This is a genomic window from Chryseobacterium sp. UF-81, assembly GCF_058245105.1.
Genome location: NZ_JBSIBX010000007.1, coordinates 181,843 through 205,821 on the forward strand (window position 1 = coordinate 181,843; position 23,979 = coordinate 205,821).

At 39.1% G+C, this 23,979-nt stretch carries 17 protein-coding genes; 14 read left to right on the forward strand and 3 right to left on the reverse strand.

The genetic code is table 11. From position 1 onward, the window contains the following. Positions 1-198: 198 nt before the first annotated feature. Positions 199-2,205 carry an NAD-dependent DNA ligase LigA gene (ligA, locus tag AC4IFE_RS11880; protein ID WP_490757347.1) on the reverse strand — a complete coding sequence of 669 codons (2,007 nt, stop codon included), beginning with the start codon at positions 2,203-2,205 and terminating at the stop codon, positions 199-201. A gap of 238 nt (positions 2,206-2,443) precedes the next feature. Between ligA and AC4IFE_RS11885 the strand changes: the two genes are divergently transcribed. The 14 genes from AC4IFE_RS11885 (at position 2,444) to AC4IFE_RS11950 (ending at position 21,511) form a co-directional block, all read left to right on the forward strand. Then, a complete protein-coding gene (locus AC4IFE_RS11885; RefSeq protein ID WP_490757349.1) occupies positions 2,444-5,527 on the forward strand; it encodes a TonB-dependent receptor in 3,084 nt (1,027 codons plus the stop codon). A 61-nt stretch (positions 5,528-5,588) separates the two neighbouring features. Beyond that, positions 5,589-6,335, forward strand: a complete 747-nt coding sequence (locus tag AC4IFE_RS11890; protein WP_490757351.1) for a glycerophosphodiester phosphodiesterase family protein — start codon at positions 5,589-5,591, stop codon at positions 6,333-6,335. A 596-nt stretch (positions 6,336-6,931) separates the two neighbouring features. Next, positions 6,932-9,904, forward strand: a complete 2,973-nt coding sequence (locus tag AC4IFE_RS11895; RefSeq protein ID WP_490757354.1) for a SusC/RagA family TonB-linked outer membrane protein — start codon at positions 6,932-6,934, stop codon at positions 9,902-9,904. An 11-nt stretch (positions 9,905-9,915) separates the two neighbouring features. Beyond that, entirely contained in the window at positions 9,916-11,361 is a 1,446-nt protein-coding gene (locus AC4IFE_RS11900) for a SusD/RagB family nutrient-binding outer membrane lipoprotein (RefSeq protein WP_490757356.1), read from the forward strand. A 96-nt stretch (positions 11,362-11,457) separates the two neighbouring features. After that, positions 11,458-13,023: a calcineurin-like phosphoesterase C-terminal domain-containing protein gene (locus AC4IFE_RS11905; protein WP_490757451.1), complete on the forward strand. Its 1,566-nt coding sequence runs from the start codon at positions 11,458-11,460 to the stop codon at positions 13,021-13,023. A 477-nt stretch (positions 13,024-13,500) separates the two neighbouring features. Next, positions 13,501-14,214 (forward strand): 3-ketoacyl-ACP reductase, encoded by a 714-nt coding sequence (locus AC4IFE_RS11910; protein ID WP_490757358.1) that lies wholly within the window; start codon positions 13,501-13,503, stop codon positions 14,212-14,214. A gap of 254 nt (positions 14,215-14,468) precedes the next feature. Next, the gene (gene prmA, locus AC4IFE_RS11915; RefSeq protein ID WP_490757360.1) at positions 14,469-15,296 is read left to right on the forward strand and encodes a 50S ribosomal protein L11 methyltransferase; all 828 of its coding nucleotides are present in this window, start codon (positions 14,469-14,471) and stop codon (positions 15,294-15,296) included. A 23-nt stretch (positions 15,297-15,319) separates the two neighbouring features. After that, entirely contained in the window at positions 15,320-16,162 is an 843-nt protein-coding gene (locus tag AC4IFE_RS11920; protein ID WP_490757362.1) for an SH3 domain-containing protein, read from the forward strand. Positions 16,163-16,478: 316 nt separating this feature from the next. Beyond that, positions 16,479-17,594 (forward strand): fatty acid desaturase family protein, encoded by a 1,116-nt coding sequence (locus AC4IFE_RS11925; RefSeq protein WP_490757364.1) that lies wholly within the window; start codon positions 16,479-16,481, stop codon positions 17,592-17,594. A gap of 261 nt (positions 17,595-17,855) precedes the next feature. Continuing rightward, the gene (locus AC4IFE_RS11930; RefSeq protein ID WP_490757366.1) at positions 17,856-18,530 is read left to right on the forward strand and encodes a hypothetical protein; all 675 of its coding nucleotides are present in this window, start codon (positions 17,856-17,858) and stop codon (positions 18,528-18,530) included. Between the two features lie 113 nt (positions 18,531-18,643). Next, positions 18,644-19,408, forward strand: coding sequence for a hypothetical protein (locus tag AC4IFE_RS11935; protein WP_490757368.1), 765 nt, complete (start codon positions 18,644-18,646; stop codon positions 19,406-19,408). Between the two features lie 117 nt (positions 19,409-19,525). Further along, a complete protein-coding gene (locus AC4IFE_RS11940; RefSeq protein WP_490757370.1) occupies positions 19,526-19,987 on the forward strand; it encodes a hypothetical protein in 462 nt (153 codons plus the stop codon). Positions 19,988-20,152: 165 nt separating this feature from the next. After that, complete coding sequence (locus AC4IFE_RS11945) at positions 20,153-20,740, forward strand: Crp/Fnr family transcriptional regulator (protein WP_490757372.1); 588 nt, start codon at positions 20,153-20,155, stop codon at positions 20,738-20,740. Between the two features lie 54 nt (positions 20,741-20,794). After that, complete coding sequence (locus tag AC4IFE_RS11950; protein ID WP_490757374.1) at positions 20,795-21,511, forward strand: MBL fold metallo-hydrolase; 717 nt, start codon at positions 20,795-20,797, stop codon at positions 21,509-21,511. Positions 21,512-21,733: 222 nt separating this feature from the next. On the opposite strand, the gene AC4IFE_RS11955 is transcribed toward AC4IFE_RS11950, so the two are convergent. Together AC4IFE_RS11955 and AC4IFE_RS11960 are read right to left on the reverse strand one after the other, a co-directional pair. Continuing rightward, a complete protein-coding gene (locus AC4IFE_RS11955; protein WP_490757376.1) occupies positions 21,734-22,471 on the reverse strand; it encodes a glucose 1-dehydrogenase in 738 nt (245 codons plus the stop codon). Between the two features lie 189 nt (positions 22,472-22,660). Then, the gene (locus tag AC4IFE_RS11960; protein WP_490757378.1) at positions 22,661-23,947 is read right to left on the reverse strand and encodes a TolC family protein; all 1,287 of its coding nucleotides are present in this window, start codon (positions 23,945-23,947) and stop codon (positions 22,661-22,663) included. Positions 23,948-23,979: the final 32 nt, after the last annotated feature.

Consider the following 23,979-nt stretch of genomic DNA (forward strand, 5'->3'; position numbering starts at 1 on the left):
TCTGTATAATCTGCGGGATAAAAATATTTTAAATCCTCATTGGATAAAGAATGACAATTAAAGCGTTCGTCCATTATTTATAGACTTTATAAAATTTGCTCATCGGTATAATTGGTGAGCGCAATTTTTGAACAGTACGAGAAAAAAATAAACCATTGAAATTAAATCTCAATGGTTTATTTATTATTTGTTAGGATATTATTGTTTCTCTATCAGATCCAGAAATTCCTGTTCATCAAGAATGGTAATAGTTCCAATGTCCTGGGCTTTTTTCAGCTTGCTTCCGGCCTTTTCGCCTACTACAAGGAAATTGAGGTTTTTAGAGACTGCAGAAATATTCTTTCCACCGTGTTTTTCCACCATTTCCTCTGCCTGTTCTCTTGTGAACAATGATAGTTTCCCGGTGAAAAGGAATGCTTTTCCTTCCAGAATATTAGAAAGAACCTCATTCGTGCTTTCCCCCTTTTCAAGCTGTACTCCGTAAGATTTCAGACGTTCAATCATCACAATGTTTTCCGGATTGCTGAAGAATTCCACGATGCTTACTGCAATCTTGGCACCAATGTCTTCCACCTGGCAGAGCTCTTCTACAGTGGCAGCTTTCAGCTCATCAATGGTTGCAAAGTTTTTTACCAGCTTTTTGGCAACTGTTTCACCCACATGTTTGATCCCGATTCCGTACAGAACCTTTTCAAAAGGAATCTCTTTCGATTTTTCAATTCCTGAAATAATATTCTGCGCTGATTTTTCTGCCATTCTTTCCAGCGGAAGAAGCTGTTCCTTTGTCAAAGCATAGAAATCAGCCGGATTTTCTATCAAACGTTCTTTGTAAAGCTGTTCTATCGTTTCGCTTCCCAGGTTTTCAATATTCAAGGCCTTTCTGGACACATAATGGATCATTCTTCCCACGACCTGAGGCGGACAGTGCAGGTCATTCGGGCAGAAGTGGATTGCCTGATCCACAATTTTCACCAGTTCGGTTCCGCACTCAGGACAGTTTTTAATATATTCGATTTCCTTACTTTCAGAAGTTCTTTTTTCCGTATGTACGCCGACAATTTTCGGAATAATTTCACCACCTTTTTCCACATATACAAAATCATGTTCATGAAGATCAAGCTTTTTAATGATATCCTCGTTGTGAAGCGATGCCCTTTTAACAATGGTTCCTGCCAGCAATACAGGCTTCAGGTTGGCAACCGGAGTAATGGCGCCAGTTCTTCCCACCTGATATGATACGCTCTGAAGTTCAGTTTCCACCTTTTCAGCTTTGAATTTGTAAGCCATGGCCCATCTCGGTGATTTTGCTGTATAACCCAGCTGTCTCTGCTGCTGTAAAGAATTTACCTTTAAAACAATTCCGTCGATTTCAAAAGGAAGATTATGCCTTTCTGTATCCCAGAAACTGATGAATTCTTTCACCTCAGCCATTGTTTTACAGAGTTTGGCCTGCTGTGAAGTTTTAAAGCCCCAGCTTTGTGCTTTCTGAAGCAGTTCCCAGTGGCTCTGTGCAGGAACATCCTCGGAAATAAACTGGTAAAGTACGGATGACAGTCCGCGTTTTCTTACCTCTCCGCTGTCCTGCATTTTTAGGCTTCCGCTGGCCGTATTCCTTGGATTCATAAAAGGATCTAAGCCTTCCTCTTCACGAAGTTTATTGATCTTGTCGAAGTTTTTTCGGGTCAGATAAATTTCTCCTCTCATGAAAAAATGAGGCGGGAAATCACCTTTCAGTGTCAGGGGAATATCAGAGATCGTGCGGACGTTTGATGTAATTTCATCGCCCTGGAAACCGTCACCACGCGTTACGGCCTGTACCAGTTTTCCGTTTTCATACAAGATAGAAATAGAAGCACCGTCATATTTCAGCTCTGCAACAAATTCCACCGGATCATTGATGGTTTTGATAATTCTTTTCTCCCAGTCTTCAAGATCATCGAAATCATAGGAATTATCCAGAGAATACATTCTGAATTTATGCTGAATTGTCGGGAATACCTTAGTAATCCCTCCGCCAACACGTACCGTAGGTGAATTTTCGTCATAAAATTCAGGGTGTTTTGCCTCCAGTTCCCGAAGCTCTTCCAGGAGCATATCAAACTCATAATCAGAGATGGTAGCTGCGTCCAGAAGATAGTAATTTTCATTATGCTGGTGAAGTTCCTTCCGGAGCTGTTCTATTTTTTGCTGTATGTTTTCAGACATTGCTTTCTATCTTTTGAGCAAAAATAGCTAAACTAATTCCATTAAAAAATACCATAATTAAATATTATACAAATATTAAAAAGCTGTAATATAATTTAACGTCTTGATTATCTTCATCTTAAAACACTTGTTTAAATTAATTTAACATAATGTTATGATTTAGTTGAAAATTTGTTAAAGCTCCCTTAAACAGACGGTCCGGAAAGTCAAAATACCTTTGCACATCTAATTTGAAAAGATGAGAAAAGTAAAGATTGTACTAGGATTATTGTTTTTGGGATTTGGAACACTTGCTTATGCGCAGACTACGCAGGCTTCTATTGTGGGAAGAGTAACCGGACTGGGCAGTACTGCTCAGGAAAAAGTGAAAGTAACGATCGTGAACGAGTCAACAGGGTTCAGGACGGAAACGGAGACCAATTCGAAAGGGGAATATATTTTCAAAGAAATTCCTTTGGGCGGGCCTTATACGGTTATTGTGAATGAGGAAAAGAAAGAAGGCTATAACGTCAATTTTGGCGATCAGGTAACTGTCAATATGAGCGTGGGTGGCAGCGAAAAGCAGATAGAAGAGGTGATTGTTACAGGAAATCTGAAAAACAAGATCGGAAATCTTGGAGCGGCTACTGCTATTTCAGCGAAGAACATCAGTATGCTCCCGGTAAACGGAAGAAATTTCACCAACCTTACTGAATTATCTCCATTAAGCGGTAAAGGCGGAAACCTTTCCGGCCAGCTGGGATCTTCAACCAACTTTACGATTGATGGGATGACAGCTAAAAACCCAACTTCAGCAGGATCTACAACCAGCCGAAGCGGTGCGCCTTTCTCTATTTCGATAGAGGCTGTTCGTGAATTTAAAATCACAACCAACCAATATGATGTCACATTAGGAAGAAGCGGTGGTGGTACGGTAAGTGCCGTTACCAAATCCGGGACGAACAAGTTTTCTGGAAGTGCCTGGGAGTATTTAAGAACCAATTGGCTTTCCAGTCCGTATGACATCAGAGGAAACAAAAGGGAGAATGATTTCTCTACTTCCCAGTTCGGGTTTTCATTAGGCGGACCGATCATTAAAAATAAATTACACTTCTTCGTGGCTTGGGATCATCAGCTGGATTCAAGACCGTTGATTATTGCAGATATCAAATCTAAAGACGACGAGAAGAGATTTAATACAACAACCGAGACATTGAACCAATTCCTTGATATTGCAAGGAAAAAATACGGAGTTGGAAATACTCCGCAGTTCGGAAGTTTCGATAAAGTAAGAAATTCAGATGCAGGATTCCTTCGTTTGGATTGGCAGATCAATGAAAAAAACCTATTGACGTTAAGGAATAATTTCACCTACGATCTGAATAAAAACGGATTGGGAGATAATACCGCGATCAATTTCTTTGAATCTTACGGAAATGATAAAAACCTGGATAACAGTTTGCTCCTGACTTTAAGAACAAACGTTAAACCGAATATCACGAATGAATTAAAAGCACAATATTTATATACTTTCCAGGACAGCTACCAAAACAATGAGCTGGGACATCCGGTTCCGAGAGCTGTTGTAGAAGGCGTTGCCTCCAGTGTTGGATCTACCAATATCCAGATTGGAGGGCATCGTTTCGCTCAGGAAGGCTTCCGGAATAATGTATTCCAGATTGTAGATAACCTATACTACAACACGGATAAAATTAAGTATACTTTTGGAGCAGATCTGATGTATACCAGATCGAAATCGATCTATGGAAGTGAAGTGAACGGAAGATTCCAGTTCCAGGGAATGACAAATTTCGATAATCTTACTCCTGACAAATTCTACAGGGAAGTCCCTCTGATGGAGGACCCGTCTGTAAAATCCAGTATCTGGAATGCAGGAATATACGGACAGATTCAAACTAAAATAGCAACAGGCTTTGATTTTATGGCCGGATTAAGATTCGATTATGGAGGATATCCGAAAGCTCAATTCAATCAAAAGCTTTTTGACGAAATGGGAATCAGGACAGATAATCAGATCAAATCTTTTGTCATTCAGCCGAGATTTCAGTTCGATTGGAATATCAATGAAGGAAATAAAGATTTCGTAAAATTCGGGGCAGGAATTTTCTCTTCGGATATCAACAACTATATGATCATTAACAACCTTGTATTCGATGGAAAGCATCTGGCTACAGTGGATGTAAGGGGTAAAGATGTTCCGTTCCCGGATTTCAACAGTTATAGAAATGACTACGGAACGGTTCCTTCACTTTCGCAGTATCAGATTCCTACCATCAATTACACAGGAAAAGACGCAAAAATTCCAATTGTGTATAAAGCGAATATCTCCTACACCCACTTCTTTAACGAAAGATTCAGAGCGGGAATTGCAGGATATATGGCGCTGGGAAGAAACAATTACTTCTACTACGACAGAAACATGATGGCCAACCCGTTTTTCACTTTGGCTAATGAAGGGGGAAGAGGAGTATATGTGCCTGCCGGTACCATTATCAATAACGACAATAAAAGTGTGAGTATCGACTGGAAAGAGGGAAGAATCAATAAAAAATTCGGAAGAGTACTTGAGCTGGTAAGTGAGGGTAAAGTCAATCAGTACTCATTCGTGGTGGATACCAGCTACCGTTACTGGAAAGACGGGGAGATCACGGCAAGTTATACCTGGTCAGACATCAAAGACAATACTTCATACAACGGAAATGTAGCCAATTCTGCAACATTATCTACTCCGGTTCAGGGTGATCCTAGAGATTTAAGAATGGGCTATTCTGATAATCAGTTCAGAAACAAGATCGTGGTTTACGGTAACTCGCCTACCATTGCAGGGTTTACTCTGGGAGTAAGATACTCAGGAATCGGTGGAACGCGTTTCTCGGTTACTGCAGGAGGAAATATCAACGGTGATTTTGTAGATTCCAACGATCTTGCCTACATTTTCCCGGAGATCATTACGCAGCCACTTCTTAATGATCCGGAAGTAGGGAAGGCTCTGAAAGATTATGTTGAAAAATACAACAACGCTATTGCAGAACGTAACGGGGGTAAAAACGGTTTCTACGGGGTATGGGATGTTCGTGTTGCCAAGAAATTTAAATTTGAAAAGATCGGTGCATTTGAGCTTTCTGTAGATATTTTCAACCTGGCCAACCTTCTTAACAAAGAATGGGGTGTGAATAAATCTTATGGTAATATGTCGTTGTACAGGGTAACTAAATTCAATCAGGCAACCAGGCAGTTTGAATACGTTAAAAATAACAGCGGTTTGGCACCACTTTCCGGAAATCCTTATCAGATCCAGATCGGAGCCAAATACAGCTTTTAACAATTAAACATTACCTTTATCAAACATTTTAAGTTTTTTATTTTAATTATCTAATTGTATTATGAAAAAATTTATCTTAGGGTTAGCAGTTTTAAGCACAGTCATCATGAAGGCACAAACCCAGATTATCGCGCACAGAGGTTATTTTCAGGCACAGCCGCCTACTACGGAAAATTCTATTAAATCTCTGGAAAATGCCCAGAAACTAAAGATATACGGATCAGAATTTGACGTAAGAATGACTAAAGACGGCGTTCTTGTGATTAATCATGACGAGCATCATGGTCAAATGGAGATTTCTGAAACCACATTCAAAGAGCTGGAAGCATTGAAGCTTTCGAATGGAGAAAAGTTTCCTACGTTAAAAGATTATCTAAAACAGGGGAAAAAAGATCCTTCTTTAAAACTTATTGTTGAGATCAAGCCTGCCAAAACCCCGGAAATAGAAAATGAGATCACTCAGAAGACCCTTAAAATGATCAGAGATATGAAGCTGGAAGGACAAAGTGAATATATTTCCTTCAGTCTGAACATCTGCAAACAGATCAAAAAGCTGGAGCCGAAATTCAAAGTACAGTATCTGAACGGTGAACTTTCTCCTGATCAGATCAAAAGCGAAGGCCTTGATGGAATGGATTACCATTACAGTGTTTTTCAGAAAAATCCTACATGGATTGCCGAAGCAAAGACTTTAGGCCTTATTACTAACTCATGGACAGTTAATGATCCTGCAGTTTATGAAGAGTTGAAAAAACAGGGGATAGGTTTTGTAACCACTAATATTCCCGATCAGTTAAAGAATAAATAACAGATTGGACTTAAAGTAATATAGACTAATATGGAAAATTATAGCCTGTCTCTTTTAGGGACAGGTTTTTTTATGCTTGATTAAAAATGGAACGTTTTTTTTAATGAGAGAACTAATCAATACAGGAATTATCTGTTAAACTGATTATGAATTTTTTTGACGCAAAGATTTTATAGTAATACCGTAAACATAAGAATGCAAAGAAGAAAATCAATCTTTGATTGATTCGACTAAGCGTGCGTAATATCCGGCAGCTTAATCAATGGCGGAGCCATCACCTTTACTCATCTCAAAATAATAAGTAATTAAATTAAACTTTGCGTAAAAGAAAGCTGATTTACTATATGAATATTTCTGATATCCAGTATTTTAGCAGTTTTGTATTTATTTTCTCAGAGAAAGACAATAAAGATACAGGAATGACCTTTTAAAACGATATTAAAAATCATTAATTATATAAATAGTTGTTTATCAGTTGTTTGTATAGAGCGTTAAACTTATGTTAATAATTTGTTTAATAATATTTTAATAAATGTTAAAATGATGTTAAAGCCATAGCCATATTGTCGTTTTAATTTTGCGCAAACAAAAAGGATATGCGTAAAGAGACACAAAAACTGCTGGTTTTGTCGCTGCTGGGATTAGTCAGCATCAACCTGGCAGCTCAGCAGAAAGCGAAAAAAGATACTGTTAAAGGCATTGACGAGGTGGTGGTAACCGCTTTGGGGATCAAAAGACAGGATAAGTCTTTAGGATACTCTACCCAGAGCATTAAATCAGAAGAAATCCTCAAAACCCAGAATAACAACTGGGCACAGGCATTAGAAGGAAAAGTGGCCGGACTGAAAGTTCAGACAGCTGGTGCGGGACCGCTGGGAACCAGCCGTATTACGCTCAGGGGAGACGTTTCGATGAACATGGGAAATAACGGAGCCCTGATCGTTGTAGATGGCGTTCCTTTAAGCGACAGGAGAAACGGAACAGGAACTTCAGCTTATGGCGCAGGTTCAGGTGGCGACCTTCCCATCGATTATGGAGACAGTTACAACAGCATCAATCCGGATGATATTGAATCTGTTACCGTTCTGAAAGGACCAAGTGCATCCGCATTGTACGGTTCCAGAGGTTCCAGGGGAGCCATTATGATCACCACGAAATCCGGAAAAACAAAAAAAGGAAAGGTTCAGATCACACTGAACTCCTATACCAGCTTTGACAGTGTTCTTAAATGGCCGGATTACCAGTATGAATACGGGCAGGGAACCATGCAGAAAGACAAAGGCGGAAACTATTACTACTCTTACGGAGCTTCCGCAGATGGAGTGAATACCGGATCTACCAGCAGCGCATTCGGCCCAAAATTTGACGGACAGTATTACTTCCAGTATGATCCGTCTGTAGAAGGTCAAAGTAAAGAAAGACAGCTTTGGAGACCTTATAAAAATAACATTAAGGATTTCTGGCAGACAGGAACCACCTATTCAAACAGTTTATCATTAGAACATTCCAATGAAAACACTGCCTTCAGATCATCACTTTCTTACCTTAAAAATGAATGGATGATGCCGAATACAGGCTTTGACAGACTGAACGCAGCTGTTTCCGTTGATCATAAAATGAACAGTAAATTAAAGGTAGGGACCAAACTGAATTTCAGTCAGACCAAAAGTGATAACCTTCCGGCTACCGGATATAACAATCAGTCAATTTCATATTTTATGATCTTCCAGAATCCAAACGTAGATCTGGCGTGGTACAGACCTATCTGGAAGAGCGGGCAGGAGCAGGTAGACCAGATCCATCCGTTTAGCTCATATATTGATAACCCCTATGTTATTGCTTACGAAAATTTAAATTCTACAGATAAAAAAATCATTACCGGAAATATTAACGTAAACTATCAGTTTGCGAAAAATTTTGACGTAGCTTTCAAATCCGGGCTGGAATGGAGCAATGAATTTCGTACACAGAGAAGACCGTGGAGCTCTGCCAATTACCTGAAAGGTTATTACAGGGAGCAGTATATCAGGTATTTAGATCTGAATAATGATATTTTATTTACCTATAAGAATAAATTCGGAGATTTTGGTGTAACCGCATCAGCCGGAGGAAATATCAGGTATTACGAGCAGAGTATGAATGATTACAGGGCGATAGGTCTCAATAAAGCCGGCGTATATCAGCTGACCAATGCCATCGCACTGGATAATAAGCTTCCGAAGCCTAATGACAATCAGGTAAACAGTACCTATGCACTGGCGAACTTTAGCTATAAAGATCTTGTTTTTGTAGATGTGACGGCCAGAAATGACTGGAGCAGTACGCTTCCTAAACACAACAGATCTTATTTCTATCCGTCGGTATCCTCATCATTTATCCTGTCTGATCTATTTAAAATGAAGTCGGACCAGTTCAACTTCTGGAAACTGAGACTGTCATGGTCGAAAGTAGGGAACGACACCTACAACTATATGCTGGATAAATACTACGAAAACAGTTCGTTTACTGGTTCCGTGGAATCTCCCTTGCTGTACCCCAACCCGGATCTGAGACCGGAAATGATCACCAATATTGAAGGAGGAATGGATTTCACGATCCTTAAAAACAGATTGAGCTATAATATCACAGCCTATCAGAATAATTCCAAAGACCAGACCATTGTGATCCCGGTATTATATGAAGTGGGCTATAATAAAAGGATCATTAATGCCGGCGAGATCAGAAACAGAGGAATTGAAATGACCTTAAATGCTTATCCGGTAAAAAATAAAAACTTCTCCTGGAATGTCAGTGCCAACTGGTCCATGAACAGAAATAAAATTCTTTCCCTTCCTGAAGAATTCCACGGGGAACCTTATACCATTGGAAGTGTAGGCGGTGTGGTGTATTACAATGCTGTGGTGGGTGGTTCACTGGGAGATATGTACGGTTATGGCCTGATGTATTCTCCGGATGGACAGGTAATTTACGGCAGTGATGGACTGACAGCGAAGCCTACCGAAATGAAAAAGATAGGAAATGCCTATCCGAAATGGAGAGCCGGTCTTCAGAATGAATTTAAATATAAAAATATTACGTTAAGCTTCTCATTTGACGGGCAGTATAAAGGAATAGCCTATTCTCAGTCCCATCACAAAATGTCCGAGCAGGGAAAACTTGAGCATACGCTTTGGGGAAGAGATAATCCGAATGGCCTGATCGTAGGCCAGGGTGTGGTTCAGAATTCTGACGGAAGTTTTTCACCGAATACCAAAGGAGTTCCCGTTCCTACCTATTACGGCGATTATTACAGAAGAGCCAATGTAGAAACGAATTCATTCGATACCTCATTTATCAAGCTTAGAGATGCCAGGATTTCCTATTCATTCCCTAAATCAATTGTTGACCCTTTGAAGGTTACCGATATTACCCTTGCCTTATTCGGAAGAAATCTTTGGATGTGGACAAAATTCCCACTGTTTGATCCCGAAGCAGCGACCCTTGATGATTCTACCATTACTCCGGGAATAGAAATGGGGCAGCTGCCTTCTTCAAGAACAGTCGGGATACAGTTAAACGTTAAATTTTAAAAATCAGAACAATGAAAAAACTTATCTACATATCTTCATTTCTCATGCTTTTGGGAACTGCTGTGTCGTGTGACAGAAGCCTTGATGAGATCAATAAAGACCAGAGCCGGATCAATAAGCCGGTGGCAAGCTCATTATTAGTTCCTATCCAGTATAATATGGCTACGGTAGGCTATAACAGGGCCAATGATTTTACATTCGACCTTATGCAGGTGTCTTTGGACTTCCCGAATGAAGGAAACTCGCTGAGCCGTTACTACATCACTGAAAATACGGGTGCCGGATTCTGGAATAATTCCTACCGGTGGTTGAAGCAGGTTGATGACCTGAAAAGAGCCGCTGTCGAAGAAGGGGATAAAAATTATGAGGCTATCGCATTGGTATTGAATGCATGGATCTATTCCAACCTTACCGACACCTATGGCGATATTCCTTTTTCTGAAGCTTCCAAATTGGATGAAGGTATTTTACAGCCCAAATTTGACAGACAGAAAGATATTTATGTAAAACTGCTGGATGATCTGAAAACAGCCAATTCCCTTTTTATCACCAATAAAGTGCTTACAGGAAACGATCTGTTTTATAAAGCTGAATCCGATGCAAACGGAATCACCAACTGGAAAAAATTCTGTAATTCGCTTTCTTTAAGGTTGCTGACAAGAATTTTAAGTAAAAATGGTGAAGTGAATGTTCATGCAAGAATTCAGGAGATCATCAGTAATCCGACTGTATATCCTGTTTTTCAAAGTAATGCTGATGGTGCGAAACTGGATATCACAGGAGTTTCCCCTCTGATGCCGCCTATTGCCAGACCTCAGGATTTCACCACCGGAAGAGCCGCCTCAGAATTTTTTGTAACAACATTGAAAGCCAACAACGATCCGCGCTTAGCCATGTTCTTCTCACAGGCAAAAGATTTGAACAATGTCAATATCGGATACAAAGGAGCTCCTTCCGGGTATGCTTTTGGAACTACCTTCGACTATCAGCCTTCCAACCTTAATCAGAACCTTGCCAAAGCCCCTCTTAAAATCCTTATGTATCCCTATGCTGAACTCCAGTTTATATTGTCCGAGCTTGCCTTTAAAGGAATTATCCAGGGAAGCGCACAGACTTATTATGAAAATGGGGTAAAAGCAGCGATAGAACAGTGGGGAGCAGTAGTACCTGCCAATTACTTCAGCAATCCTAACGTAATGTATAAACCTGAAATGGAAAGGATCATGCTTCAGAAATATGTAGCGCTTTTCTTTGTAGATCAGCAGCAGTGGTTTGAAAAAAGAAGAACGGGATATCCTGTACTTCCAAATAATGGTGGTCTTCTAAATGGCGGTGCTATGCCACTCAGATTAATGTACCCGCCCAATCCTAAAGTTCTGAATACAGCTAATTACCAGACTGCAGTTCAGCAGATGGGCGGAGATGATATTAATGTAAAAATGTGGTGGAATAAATAAGTTAAAGAATAAAGAATAAAGAATAAAGAATAAAGAATAAAGAATAAAGAATAAAGAATAAAGAATAAAGAAATGAGTATTAATATAAAATTTTTAATGCCTTGTGTGCTGATTTCAGCAATGGCGTTCTCTCAGGATTCTGTTTCAGGATATGTGTTTGAAGACAGCAGCAGGAACCAAAAGAAAGAAAACCGTGAAAAAGGAATTGAAGGCGTTGCGGTTTCCAACGGAGTTCAGGTTGTTCTTACCGATAAAAACGGAAGATACAGTCTGCCTGTTCAGGAAAACCAGACCATCTTTGTGATTAAACCTTCAGGATACCAGACGGCTCTGAACAGCAATAATCTGCCTCAGTTTTATTACCATCACAAGCCAAAAGGCTCACCAGATGATTTTAAATACAAGGGAACAGCACCAACAGGTGAACTTCCGAAGGAACTGAATTTTCCGCTTTATAAAAAAGATGAAAATAAAAATTTTGACATTCTTGTTTTTGGAGATCCACAGCCTTACACAGAAAAAGAGCTGGATTATTTTAAAAGAGCAATCGTAAACGAAGTGAAAGGCACCAAGAAAAATGCAGTACTGGGAATCAGTCTTGGAGATCTTGTGGGCGACAATCTGAGTCTTCAGAAACCTTATGCGGATGTAATGAAGGAGATTGGCCTACCATGGTACAATGTGATGGGAAATCATGATATGAATTACGATGCCAAAGAAGATCAATTTTCAGATGAAACCTTTGAAAATAATTTTGGTCCGGCCAATTATTCCTTCAATTACGGAAATGTACACTTTATTATTTTAGATGATATTCTGTATCCGGATCCGAGAGACGGGAAAGGCTATTGGGGCGGATTCCGTGAAGACCAGCTGAAATTTGTTGAAAACGATTTGAAACTGGTTGATAAGAACAAACTGATCGTTGTTTCTTTCCATATTCCCTTAGAGCATAAGAACGAAGATAATTTCAGAAACTCTGACCGTCAGAAATTATTCGATTACCTGACTCCTTTTCAGAATGCTCTGATTTTATCGGCTCACACGCACATTCAGCAACAGATTTTCTATGGAAAACAAGCGGGATGGAACGGTTCAAAAGATCTTCATGAATACAATGTGGGAACTACCTGCGGAGACTGGTGGTCAGGAACATCCGATGATATAGGATTGCCTACTTCCACCATGAGAGACGGAACGGCGAAAGGATATTCATTCATCAGCTTTAATGATAATCAATACAAAGTTAAATACAAAACAGCCGGAAAGCCGGATGATTATCAGATCAATTTATATGTTCCGAAAGTAATCCCTTATCCTTCAAAAACTTCAGCAAAGATCCTTGCCAACTTCTTTATGGGAAGCAAAAAGGATAAAGTGGAATACAGGATAGACAACGGAGCCTGGGAAGAAATGGATTATGATGAAACAGTGGATCCGAATTTTGCCCTTTCCGTTTTCAAATGGGATTCTACACAGAATTTATTCCCGGGAAGAAGACCTTCCAATCCTGAAATGTCAAAACATATCTGGACAGCAGGTTTTCCTAAGAAGCTTGCGTTAGGAAAACATAAACTTGAAGTGAGAGCTGCAGATATGTACGGGAATCAGTTCACCGCTTCCGAAGAATTCGAGGTTCAAAACCCGGTTCTTATTCCATAGTTTTTTCATTTTTACTATACTTTCAAGCAGAAACCGGTTTATTATTAGGCCGGTTTTGTTTTTGTTTTGTGTTTGATTTTATTTCCCACAGATTACACAGATTTTCACAGATGTTTATGTATATTATTGATCATAAAAATCAAAGATTTTTTAGAACTTATGTGAACTTCTTTTTTTACAAAGCATTTCACTTCAAATAACTTAAGTGTCAAAAAACTTTTGTGACTTTTGTGGTTGATATTTTAACCACAGATTACACAGACCTTCACAGATCTTTATGTGAAAATCAAAATTTTTTAGAACTTATGTGAACTTCTTCTTTACAAAGCATTTCACTTCAAAAATAACTTAAGTGTCAAAAACTTTTGTGACTTAAAAACATGCAAGCTTATTCCGTCTTAAATTCCGTTAAATCTATATTCAATCGGGTCTTGTAAAATGTTCTTTCGTAAATTTGTCTGACGAAACCATAATATTATGAATATAAGCGGAAAAAATGCCATCGTAACAGGTGGTGGAAGAGGATTGGGAAAAGCGGTTGCCTTAGCTTTAGCCAATGAAGGCGTAAATGTTGCTATTACCGGTAGAAATGCGGAAAATCTTAAAAGTACAGCGGAAGAGATAAAAGCGCTTGGTGTAAACTCAGCCTATGCTGTTTTCAGTATTGATAATGAATCCGAAGTGAAAACCGGAATCGAGTCCCTTGCAAAGCAACTGGGAAGCGTGGATATTCTGATTAATAATGCCGGGATCGGAGATTTTGGAAGCATTGAAGATATGCCCTCCGAAACATGGGAACAGGTAATCAGGACCAACTTATTCGGAGTATATTATGCAGCTAAAGCAGTTTATCCTTTTCTAAAGGCTAACGGTGAGGGAGATATCGTGAATGTTGCTTCTACGGCAGGCTTGAAAGGCGGTCCGAATATGTCAGCCTATGCAGCGTCCAAAGCTGCGGTAGTGTCTCTGTCGCAGTCGATGATGGCAGAATGGAGAAAACAGAACATCCGTGTGATTACTTTGACGCCAAGCACTATTGCTTCCGATATGAGTATCCAGGGAGGACTTACAGATGGAAATCCGGATAAAGTACTGCAGCCGGAAGACTTTGCAGAATGGGTAAGGGATATTTTGAAGATGAACAGAAGAGCATTGATTGCCAATGGTTCTATTTTTTCTACAAATCCTTAGACTGGCTATGAGTTCCTTTATTAGATTTTACAATTTTGTGGAATTAACTTTATGTAATAAAATATTCAATAGGAGCGGGCTTTAGCCCGCTTTTTCCATTTGCAAACCTATCCGGCTTTAGCCAAAATATAAAAATTCACTAGTTCTTATCATTAAAACAAACGCCATTATTCTGAAAATATACGCTACTCATGGCACTTCAATTTTTTTAACAATAATAACATCCCTATTTTTGCACTAAATTATTGACTCACATGCAAAATTATTTAGAATTCAATTTCAAAATTTCTCCATTGCAGCCATGGAATGAGATATTAATGGCAGAGCTTATTGAAATAGGTTTTGACAGCTTCACGGAAGAAATCGACGGAATTTTAGGATATATTCAGAAAGAACAGTTTAAAGAAGAAGATCTTAAAACACTTCCGCTTTTTGAAAATGAAAATGTACAGATCACCTATTCTTTCGAAGAAATGCCCAATATTAACTGGAATGAAGAATGGGAAAAGAATTTTTCACCGATCAATATTGATGATAAAGTGCTCATCAGGGCAGAATTCCATGAATCCGTACCGGGAATGCATGAAATTATTATTCAGCCCAAAATGTCTTTCGGAACAGGGCATCACCCTACAACGCACCTGATGATCCAGCAGATGATGGACATTGATTTCAATGGTAAAAAAGTGCTTGATATGGGATGCGGAACCTCTGTATTGGCTATTTATGCAAAACAGCAGGGTGCCGGAGATGTAAAAGCAATCGATATTGATGAATGGTCTGTAGAAAATTCAAAAGAAAATGCAGCCAGGAACGGTGTTGAACTGGATATTGAACTGGGAACTGCGGATAATCTAGGAAAAGAGAATTTTGATATCATTCTGGCTAATATTAACAGGAATATTCTGATTTCTGATATTCCAACCTATGTTTCTGTCATGAATGAAGGCGGACAGCTGCTGTTGTCCGGATTGTGCTTCTTTGATGTGGATGATATCCTTGAAGTTTGTAAAGAAAGCGGATTGGAGCTTAAAAAGAAGCTGCAGCGTGAAGAGTGGGTAAGCCTGCTGCTGGAAAAATAATGAATAAAGAATATAAATAAAATATGAGATCATTATTGAGCCTTTTATTTTTGGTAATGCTGCAGCTTTTTTCAGCACAGGATAATGATCCGGTTTATCCTGACGGCGTTTTTGGCTTTGAAGAAAACAAACCCCAGAAAATTTTTACAGACTGGACCAGAGTAAGAAAAGAGCCAAATGTTACATCTGAAGTGACAGATTCGCTGCAAACCAACCATCAGGTGATGATTCTTAAAAAGGAAGAAACAGTGCTCAGGTTGGGTGAAAGAGGGGCTAACTGGTACAAAGTTTCTTATCAGAAAGGAGATGCGGCTTCAGAAGGATATATCTGGGGAGGCAATCTCTCTGTGGGTTACCGTAACAAGAACGGCTATGATTTTCTTTTTGGACTTTCAAAAACGGTGGACCGGAAAAATAAAGAATATAATGAAACTGTAAAGCAGAATATTGCCGGAATAAAAGTGATGGCAAAAAATACTCTAATTGATGAGGTGTATTTTGATACCGGAAGAGTAGAGGAGCTGAGTTATGCTACATTTACCATTGAAAGTGGACATCAACTGCAGAATGTGGAACTTACCCTTAAAGCTATGGTTTCCGGCGAAGCCTGTGGAATTGCCAGCTATAACCAGTATGTTCTTTTCAAAGATAAAAAACTGGTTACCCTGCCGCAGCTGATGAATGTAGGTGATGCTGATATATTCTATCATTCCGAGGAATTTGTATTTCCAAACGATAAAGGCGGAATCCCTAATGCTTTTATTTTTAAAATGGAGGAAATGGAAAAAGATGAGAAGGACAGAGAAAAGAAAAAGCGTTCCTCCAAAACATATCTATGGAACGGAATTTCTTATAAACTTAAATAAAGTCCAGACTAAAATAAACCAGCTGCCGTACACAATTACGGTGGCTTTTTTGTAGCGAATAATAGACTCTGTCTTGTTAATACACAAAGACTCAACAGGTCTGTAAAATTTTTCGCTGAACCTGAATCTCTAAATCATTCGGATGAACGATGCAGTAACAAGTGCGCATTTAATAACAGTATAATAAATTAAAAATTAATACGTTATATAAGTATACAATCTGGTAATGTGCCGGAAAATTCAATATACTCCTTATTCCAACACCCGATTTAGCACATCTGTTTGTTCGCGTTAGGTAGATCAAACAAGATATCTTATGTCACAAAAAGTAAAATTCTCACCACCTTCTGGTTCTCGTTTTTATGCAACCCTCAGGAGCAGAGTAGATCAGTTTTTCAGTCAGCATCAATTAAGTCAGCATGCCAATGCCCACATGTGGGGAAAGACTGTATTTTTCCTTGCAGGGTTCATCGGAGTTTACCTGGTCATCATTTCGGGCCTGTTTCCTGTCTGGATGCTCTTGCCGCTTGCAGTGGTTCTGGGTATGTTTAGTGCCTTTGTAGGCTTCAATGTATGCCATGATGCTATACATGGAGCACTTTCCGGTAATAAAAAAGTAAATAAACTGTTCGGGTTTATTTTTAATCTGATCGGTGCCAATCCATACGTTTGGAGCATCACCCATAATGTGGTTCACCACACCTATACCAATATCCCCGGACACGATGAGGACATTGAGGTAGCGCCGGGATTGATCAGGATTGCTGAAGAAGACGAAGTGAATCGTATTCAGCGATACCAGCATTGGTACGCTTTTCCGCTTTACAGTCTGGCTTCCCTGTCATGGGTGTTCCGTAAGGATTATGTGAAGTTTTTTCAGAAAAAAATTGGTGCACATCAGAACAAGCACCCTAAGCTGGAGTATTTCAATTTATTTTTCTATAAAGCGCTTTATTACTTCCTGTTTATTGTATTGCCACTATTGGTGCTGGATGTAAGCTGGTGGCAGTTTCTGATCGGATTTCTGCTTTTACATATTGCCGAAGGCCTGACGATGGGTTTGGTGTTTCAGCTGGCCCATGTTGTTGAGGGTACCAATTTCCCTGTGCCTAACGAAGCCGGGCAGATAGAAGAAGCCTGGGCGGAACACCAGATGCGTACAACAGCGAATTTTGCAACGCACAATAAGCTAGCGGCATTTTTCCTTGGCGGGCTGAACAGGCAGATAGAGCATCACCTGTTTCCTAAAGTCTGCCATATACATTATGGGGAGATCGCTGTTATTGTGAAGAAGACAGCGATGGAATTCAATTTGCCTTACATTGAAAATAAGAGCTTTTTATCGGCACTGCGTTCGCATTTTCTAACACTGAAAAAATTTGGTAAAGAGGCGACCGTTATTGACCAAAGTATGGTGCCCAGCCTTAAGTGACAAGAAGAGATTATCTTCAAACTCTTTTATAGATAATTGGTTCTTTTGAGCCAGATTAAACAAGAATTACAAGCCTGTTGGTATTTGGTGTTTTAACTGTAGATCCACTCAATTTGCTACTTTGTTGTCATTTATTGGTGAATGCAAAGTTTTTTTCTTACATTTTATTAAAAATAAATCACAAATATAAGACAAAGATAAATTTTATATATTAGAGGCGACTTCATTCAAGATAGCAATAAACTTTATCCAACACTAACCATGGGAAAAATCATATTTGTTTTCATCTGTTTACTTTTTCTGACAAGTTGTAAAAAGGAAAAGGCCATAGAATTGCAGGATTTCAACTTTAATAATAAAAAATCAACATATTTTTCAGATAAGGATAAGTACAAAACGTATGACAACTACTACCAAATAAAGTCTGAGGTAATAGGTGTTGATACTATTTTTGACGGAGAGTTTATTGGAAGCGAAAAGCCAATACGGATTGAATACAGGCAGGAAATTTTTTCTAATGAAGATGTTCTGGCGAGATTTGACGATTTTGATTTTAATGCCATTAATTTCGCAACCACTGTTGATGACAAGATGATGGTTTTTAACGCGGTTGCAGGGGAAATCTCTTTAAAAGAAACTAAAAAATTTATAGAGTTATTAGATGAAAAATATGGGAAGTCAAAAGTTAGCAAAGAAACTTTTATTAAGCCTTATGATATCTATACCTGGCGTTTAGGAGACCGGATAATTAAATATTGTGTAGTTGCTGACAATGAAAGCAATACATTAAACATTGAAACCGATCAAGCAATTAAGAAGATTGATAATAGGAAAAAGAAATTCCACGTAAGAGCTTTCCTTTATATTATAAAAAATGAGTATGCCAGCCAGGTCATAGGTAAGATGAATTCCGGTGACCTTTTGTATTGCAAATGATCCTAGGTAAGTTTATCAATAACAAGTCCCAAATGACCACTTTACAAGCTACAATATGATTGATGAAAAATTTATTCAATTATAAGCATTAAAAAAATCAGAAAAAATCATCTATGCAAAATAAAATTTACCTGCTTTTCGCATTATTGCTTCTATCATCTTGTCATTCACAAGACAACAAAATTGTTGATCTGGCAAAAATATCCAATGATTTTGATGCCTCAGAATTTTACAGGAACAAGATCAAAAAGACCAATGAGATCATTTCGAAAGACCCCAAAAGTTTGGATAAAAAAGAAGCCCTGAATCTTTTAGATAATGCTTTTTTTGTGAAAGATACTTTAGGTTACTATAAAACGGATGGAAGGTTCCCTACGGAGCTGTCTTTAGAATCCACCAATGACTGGATGGTCAGAAATAAGAAACCAACCGAAATATTTGGCTATGGATATAAAACGGTCGCCTATGATCCGGAAAAAGACAGGATAGCTGTTTTGAATACAGTAACATTCCCAAAAATGGATATGGTTGAAGACCGTAAAGGAAACCTGATGTATCTTGAAGTGAGCAAGACCTCAAAAACTTCTGCTGACTATAATAAGATCAAAGATTACATCAGTAAAAACTGCAAGAAAGTTACTGTTGATGACAACGATCCAAAGGCCTCATATTGGGAAGGTGGATCTTTCTACTATTATCTTTTTAAAGATGATCATAAAGAAGAGGAGATTTCTTTCGATTCACAGGGAAATAAAAAATCCGGATCAGTAGACGTAACAGAAATCAGACTGACGATGTTTGAGAAGTCTTATATTAAGAAGATGGAAGAGCTGGGTATCTATTCGGCGGGATATAAATTTTGGAAAAAATCTTTTTGATGCAAATGATCTAATAATTATACTGACTAGGAAGAAATAAGACTCAGCAAAAGTAGTATACACAGCAAAACACCATTAACAAAAAACAAAATTATTATGAAATCTAAAAAATTATTCATGACAGCAGTAATTGCAGGAACGCTATCGGTGATCACCTCATGCTCATATTTTGAAGGAGGTAAAAACCGTGAAAAAGGGACTCCAATGGAATCGTCAAAGACAGCAGTACAAAAAATTATAGACAACAAAGAAGCAAACGAAGGGAAACGTTTTTCTATTACAGGCTATTTGAATTACTCAGCAGGAATGACAGTGTATGTCGACAGACCCCAAACAGTATATGTCAATACGGCGCCGGGTGATGATGGAGAAACGATCACTCCTGTAGAGATGAAGTGGGCGGAAAACGGACATAACAGCGTTTTTGTTCCGGAGAATGCAGGACGGGGGTCTGATAAGACTATATTTTATGATAACGAAGGCAAACCGATCTCAACAAATGACAAGGTTGAAGTGTCATTTGAGGTCGGGAAAGCATCCATTTATCCTATTGAAGTACGAATAGACAAAGTAAAATAGGACAGATGGCAGGTCACAACATTTAATAAATTTTCATTGATCCAAAAAAGAAAACTATATCTGCAACCTTTTTTTGAATGTACAATTATTCTTAGATTTGGATGCCGGATTTGATATGTAATTTATGGATGTTAAAGAAAAATAGAATGACGAAAAGACTGCGAAATGACGGAAGTATTTGAAAATTACCTATCCTCAACAGGAGAACTATCAGCCGAGGAAATTAATTTTTCTGCTCAGTTCTTCAAACTGACCCGCTTAAAAAAAGGTGATTTTTTTATTCGCGAGGATGAACCCTGCAGATATATTGGATTTATCGGTAGTGGTGCTGTAAAAGCATACGCTATCAACAAAGAAGGAAATGAAAATATAACCTGCTTCAAGTTTGAAAATGAATTTGTCACCTCGTTTCCGGAGTTTGTGGCGCAGGAAAAATCCAGAAGAAGTATCAGGACTATAGAAGATAGCGTAATCTATAGGATAGCCTACCCGGACTATCAGCATCTGCTTGGCCAGGTGACCGCCTGGAACGGAGTTATAAAATCAGTGATGGAGCAGGAGTATAACCAAAAGGAACGTTATCTGCTGAATTACAATAATAGGTCTGCTGTGGATAAATACCGTCATGTTCTGTCTTGCGAACCGATGCTTGTCCAGCGTATAGCGACGCAGGATCTGGCATCGTACCTGGGCATTACGCAGCGATCGCTTACTCGTGTGAAGGGACAAATACATAGACCCAGCATATTATAGGACAAATGTCCTCATGCAGTTCTGAGCAGCGATGTAGATTTGCACAAAAAAACTATGTTACGTCAAGTTGCTCCCGAAGTTTTCCAGATTTCACTGATGCTACGAAACAGTATCAACTGCTATATTATTGAAGGTGTATTAGTAGACTCCGGAATACGGAGTTCATATACCTCTGTAAAGAAATCTCTCCAGGAAATCCCCGTTCATCAACATATTCTGACGCATGCGCATGCAGATCACCAGGGCTGTAGCGATCAGATATGTGCTGAGTTTGAGATACCCTTACTCTGTCATCCCAACGAAGTTTTTAGGACCGAAACAGGTATGGTCACCCACGGATATCCAACCCCGCAACATTGGATAGCAAAGTTTCAGCAGAAGTACTGGGCAGGTCAAGGACATAAAGTCGAACGGACAATCGTTGAAAATGATAGGATCGGAAACTTTCAGGTAATAGAGACGCCCGGACATTCAGAAGGCCATATTTCTTTATTCCGTGAGCGAGATGGTGTACTGATAATCGGAGATGTGGCAACAAATATGAACCTGCTCACGACAGCAACCGGTCTGCGGCTTCCGCCAAACCTATTCACTTCGGATCAGCAGCTCAACATCAAATCGCTTCAGAAGTTAGCAAAACTGAATCCGGCTATTATCTGCTTCGGTCACGGACCGGTCATGCGAAATACAAACCGAAAGTTTGAGCAATTTGTGGCTAAATGCAGCGCGGCATTTAAAGACATACAGTGCTGTAATTACAATTTTATATAAGTAGTAGAATTCTAGCTTCAAAAATCGAACTCTGTCACATTAGTTTGAGGCGAAGATTTTTATAAAAAAAGGAGACAACTATTAAATAGTTGTCTCCTTTAGTGAACTTGACAGGATTATCTTCGAACTCTTTGGTTGCTGATCTTAATTGGATTTTAAAGTTATTTTATTGATTATCAATTGTAACTCTTTATCTTGCAAATTTTTCTGTGTGTATTTAGTTTACAATTGTGCGGTAATACCCCCATCAATTATAAACTCTGATCCTGTAGAATAACTTGACTCATCAGAAGCAAGATAAACTACTAAAGAGGATACTTCCTTCGCATCGGCAGCTCTTCCTAAAGGGATGTTGATTTTTGACAATTCCTCCTTCGGCACTGCGCTGGTCATTGGCGTATCAATCAATCCCGGATGTACAGAGTTAACCCGGATATTATACTTCGCCAATTCCACCGCTGCTGATTTGGTCATTCCTCTAATTGCAAATTTAGATGCAGAATAGGCAAGCCTGTATGGTGCTGCAACAAAGCCTGCGATCGACGAGATATTGACTATCGAGCCCGTCGATCCTTTTTTCATTGAAGGAATTACTGCTTTCATGCCTAAAAAAACAGATACCTGGTTGATCTCTATCACCTGTCGGTATAAAGCTTCTGGCATCTCTTCCAATAAGGCGGGCTTATCAATACCTGCGTTATTAACCAGTATATCGACCGGGCCAAAAGTTTTCTCAGCGGCTTCAATTACTTTATCCCAGTCCTCTTTGCTCGAAACATCATGTTTGACAAATAGTGCACTGTGATCTCCCAGAGATTTGGCGACTTCCAGGCCTTTCTCTTCGTTAATATCTGTGAGTACAACTTTTGCACCTTCTGCAACAAATGCAACTGCGTGGGCTGCACCCATTCCTGATGCTGCACCCGTAATAATCGCTACTTTACCTTTTAATCTGTTCATGTTTTATAAATTTTAGTGTTAAATTTTCTTATTAATATTACTCTGTCATAAATTCTGCATCTGCAACGACTCCTACATTACAATAGATTGATTTATCGCTTGCAAAATCAAACAGAACAGTTAGCTCTTCTATATTTGTGAGTCTTTTTTAGTATTAAGGAAAAGATTATTCTTCCTTTCTAAAAACACTTAATGCTCACCATCCATCCCTGAAGCTTTCTTATACTTAGCTTCATTGATCTTATATTCTGCCTTGGCATCAAGAATCTCCGATTTGGCTTCCTGCCAGAGAACCTGAGCTTTCAGTACTTCTTCTGCTACCACAGTTCCTGCGTCGTATCTGTCCTGGTTCAGCCTGAGATTTTCCGTGGCCTGAACAAGAGATTTTTCAGCAAGCTCGATACGTTTAACAGATTGGTTGAGCTGCATCACGGCATTCTGGACTTCCAGCATCAGAAGCTCCTTCGTTTCTTCCAGTTCAAGCTTTTGAGCATTGGTTTTATACTGCTGCTCTTTTACTTTCTGCTCTCTTACTCCCCAGTCATAAATCGGAATGTTTACAGACAGCATTCCCACAAATCCCTGCATATTATTTTTCATATTGATAGGATTAACATTTTTACCAAAACTGGAAAAGCCGATTCCTGAAAGAGCTACAGTCGGCTTGCGGTCACCGTCAAGCAGTTTTTCCTGAAGCTCATTTATTTCCACTGCTTTGGCAAGAATGGATAGCTCAGGCCGGTTCGTCGGCTGTAGCTGATTGTCTGCCAAAATACCGGCAAAGCTGCCGCTTACAGCATCCTCCACATCAAAATCGGAATTGGGAAGTCCTGCGATCTGAGCAAGGTTTAACTTGGCTATGCTAAGACCATCTTCTGCACGTTTCAGATTGAGTTGTGCCTCATTCTGCTGAACTTCTATTTTCAGGAGGTCATTTTTATATGTCAGCCCTGCGTCAAAGGAATTCTTTACATTGGTATGCAGCTGATCCAAAAGTTTTATATACTCTTTTGCCAGTGCAATTTTCTCCTTGGCATTTACAATTTGCCAGTACATGGTTTCCGCAGAGAGTTTTACTTCCTCTTTGGTAAGGTCTTTCTGTGCCATCTGCAGATCTACTGCCGTTGAAGAAAGCTTTTTCCCGGTTTCTACTTTTCCACCGGCATACAAAACCTGGGTAACATTCACATTGGCACTTCCCAATACTTCCGGTATCAGGTTGGAAAGTGGTTTCGAGAAATAATATCCTCCCACACTTCCGTCCACTGTAGGTTTTCCCCCTGCTTCTGCAGCCGTTCTTGCTGCCTTGGCAGCTTCTATATTCTGTTGCGCTTTTTTGATCTTTTTATTGTTCTCTAATGCCAGATTTCTGACTTCATCCACAGAAACTACACGTTCCTGGGCCTGAGCTCCTATTGCCGCTGTAAACAACAGCACCAGAACTATCTTTGATATCGTATCGTATATTATTTTCATTTTTTTTACATAATGGTTGCCCTGCAGCAGTA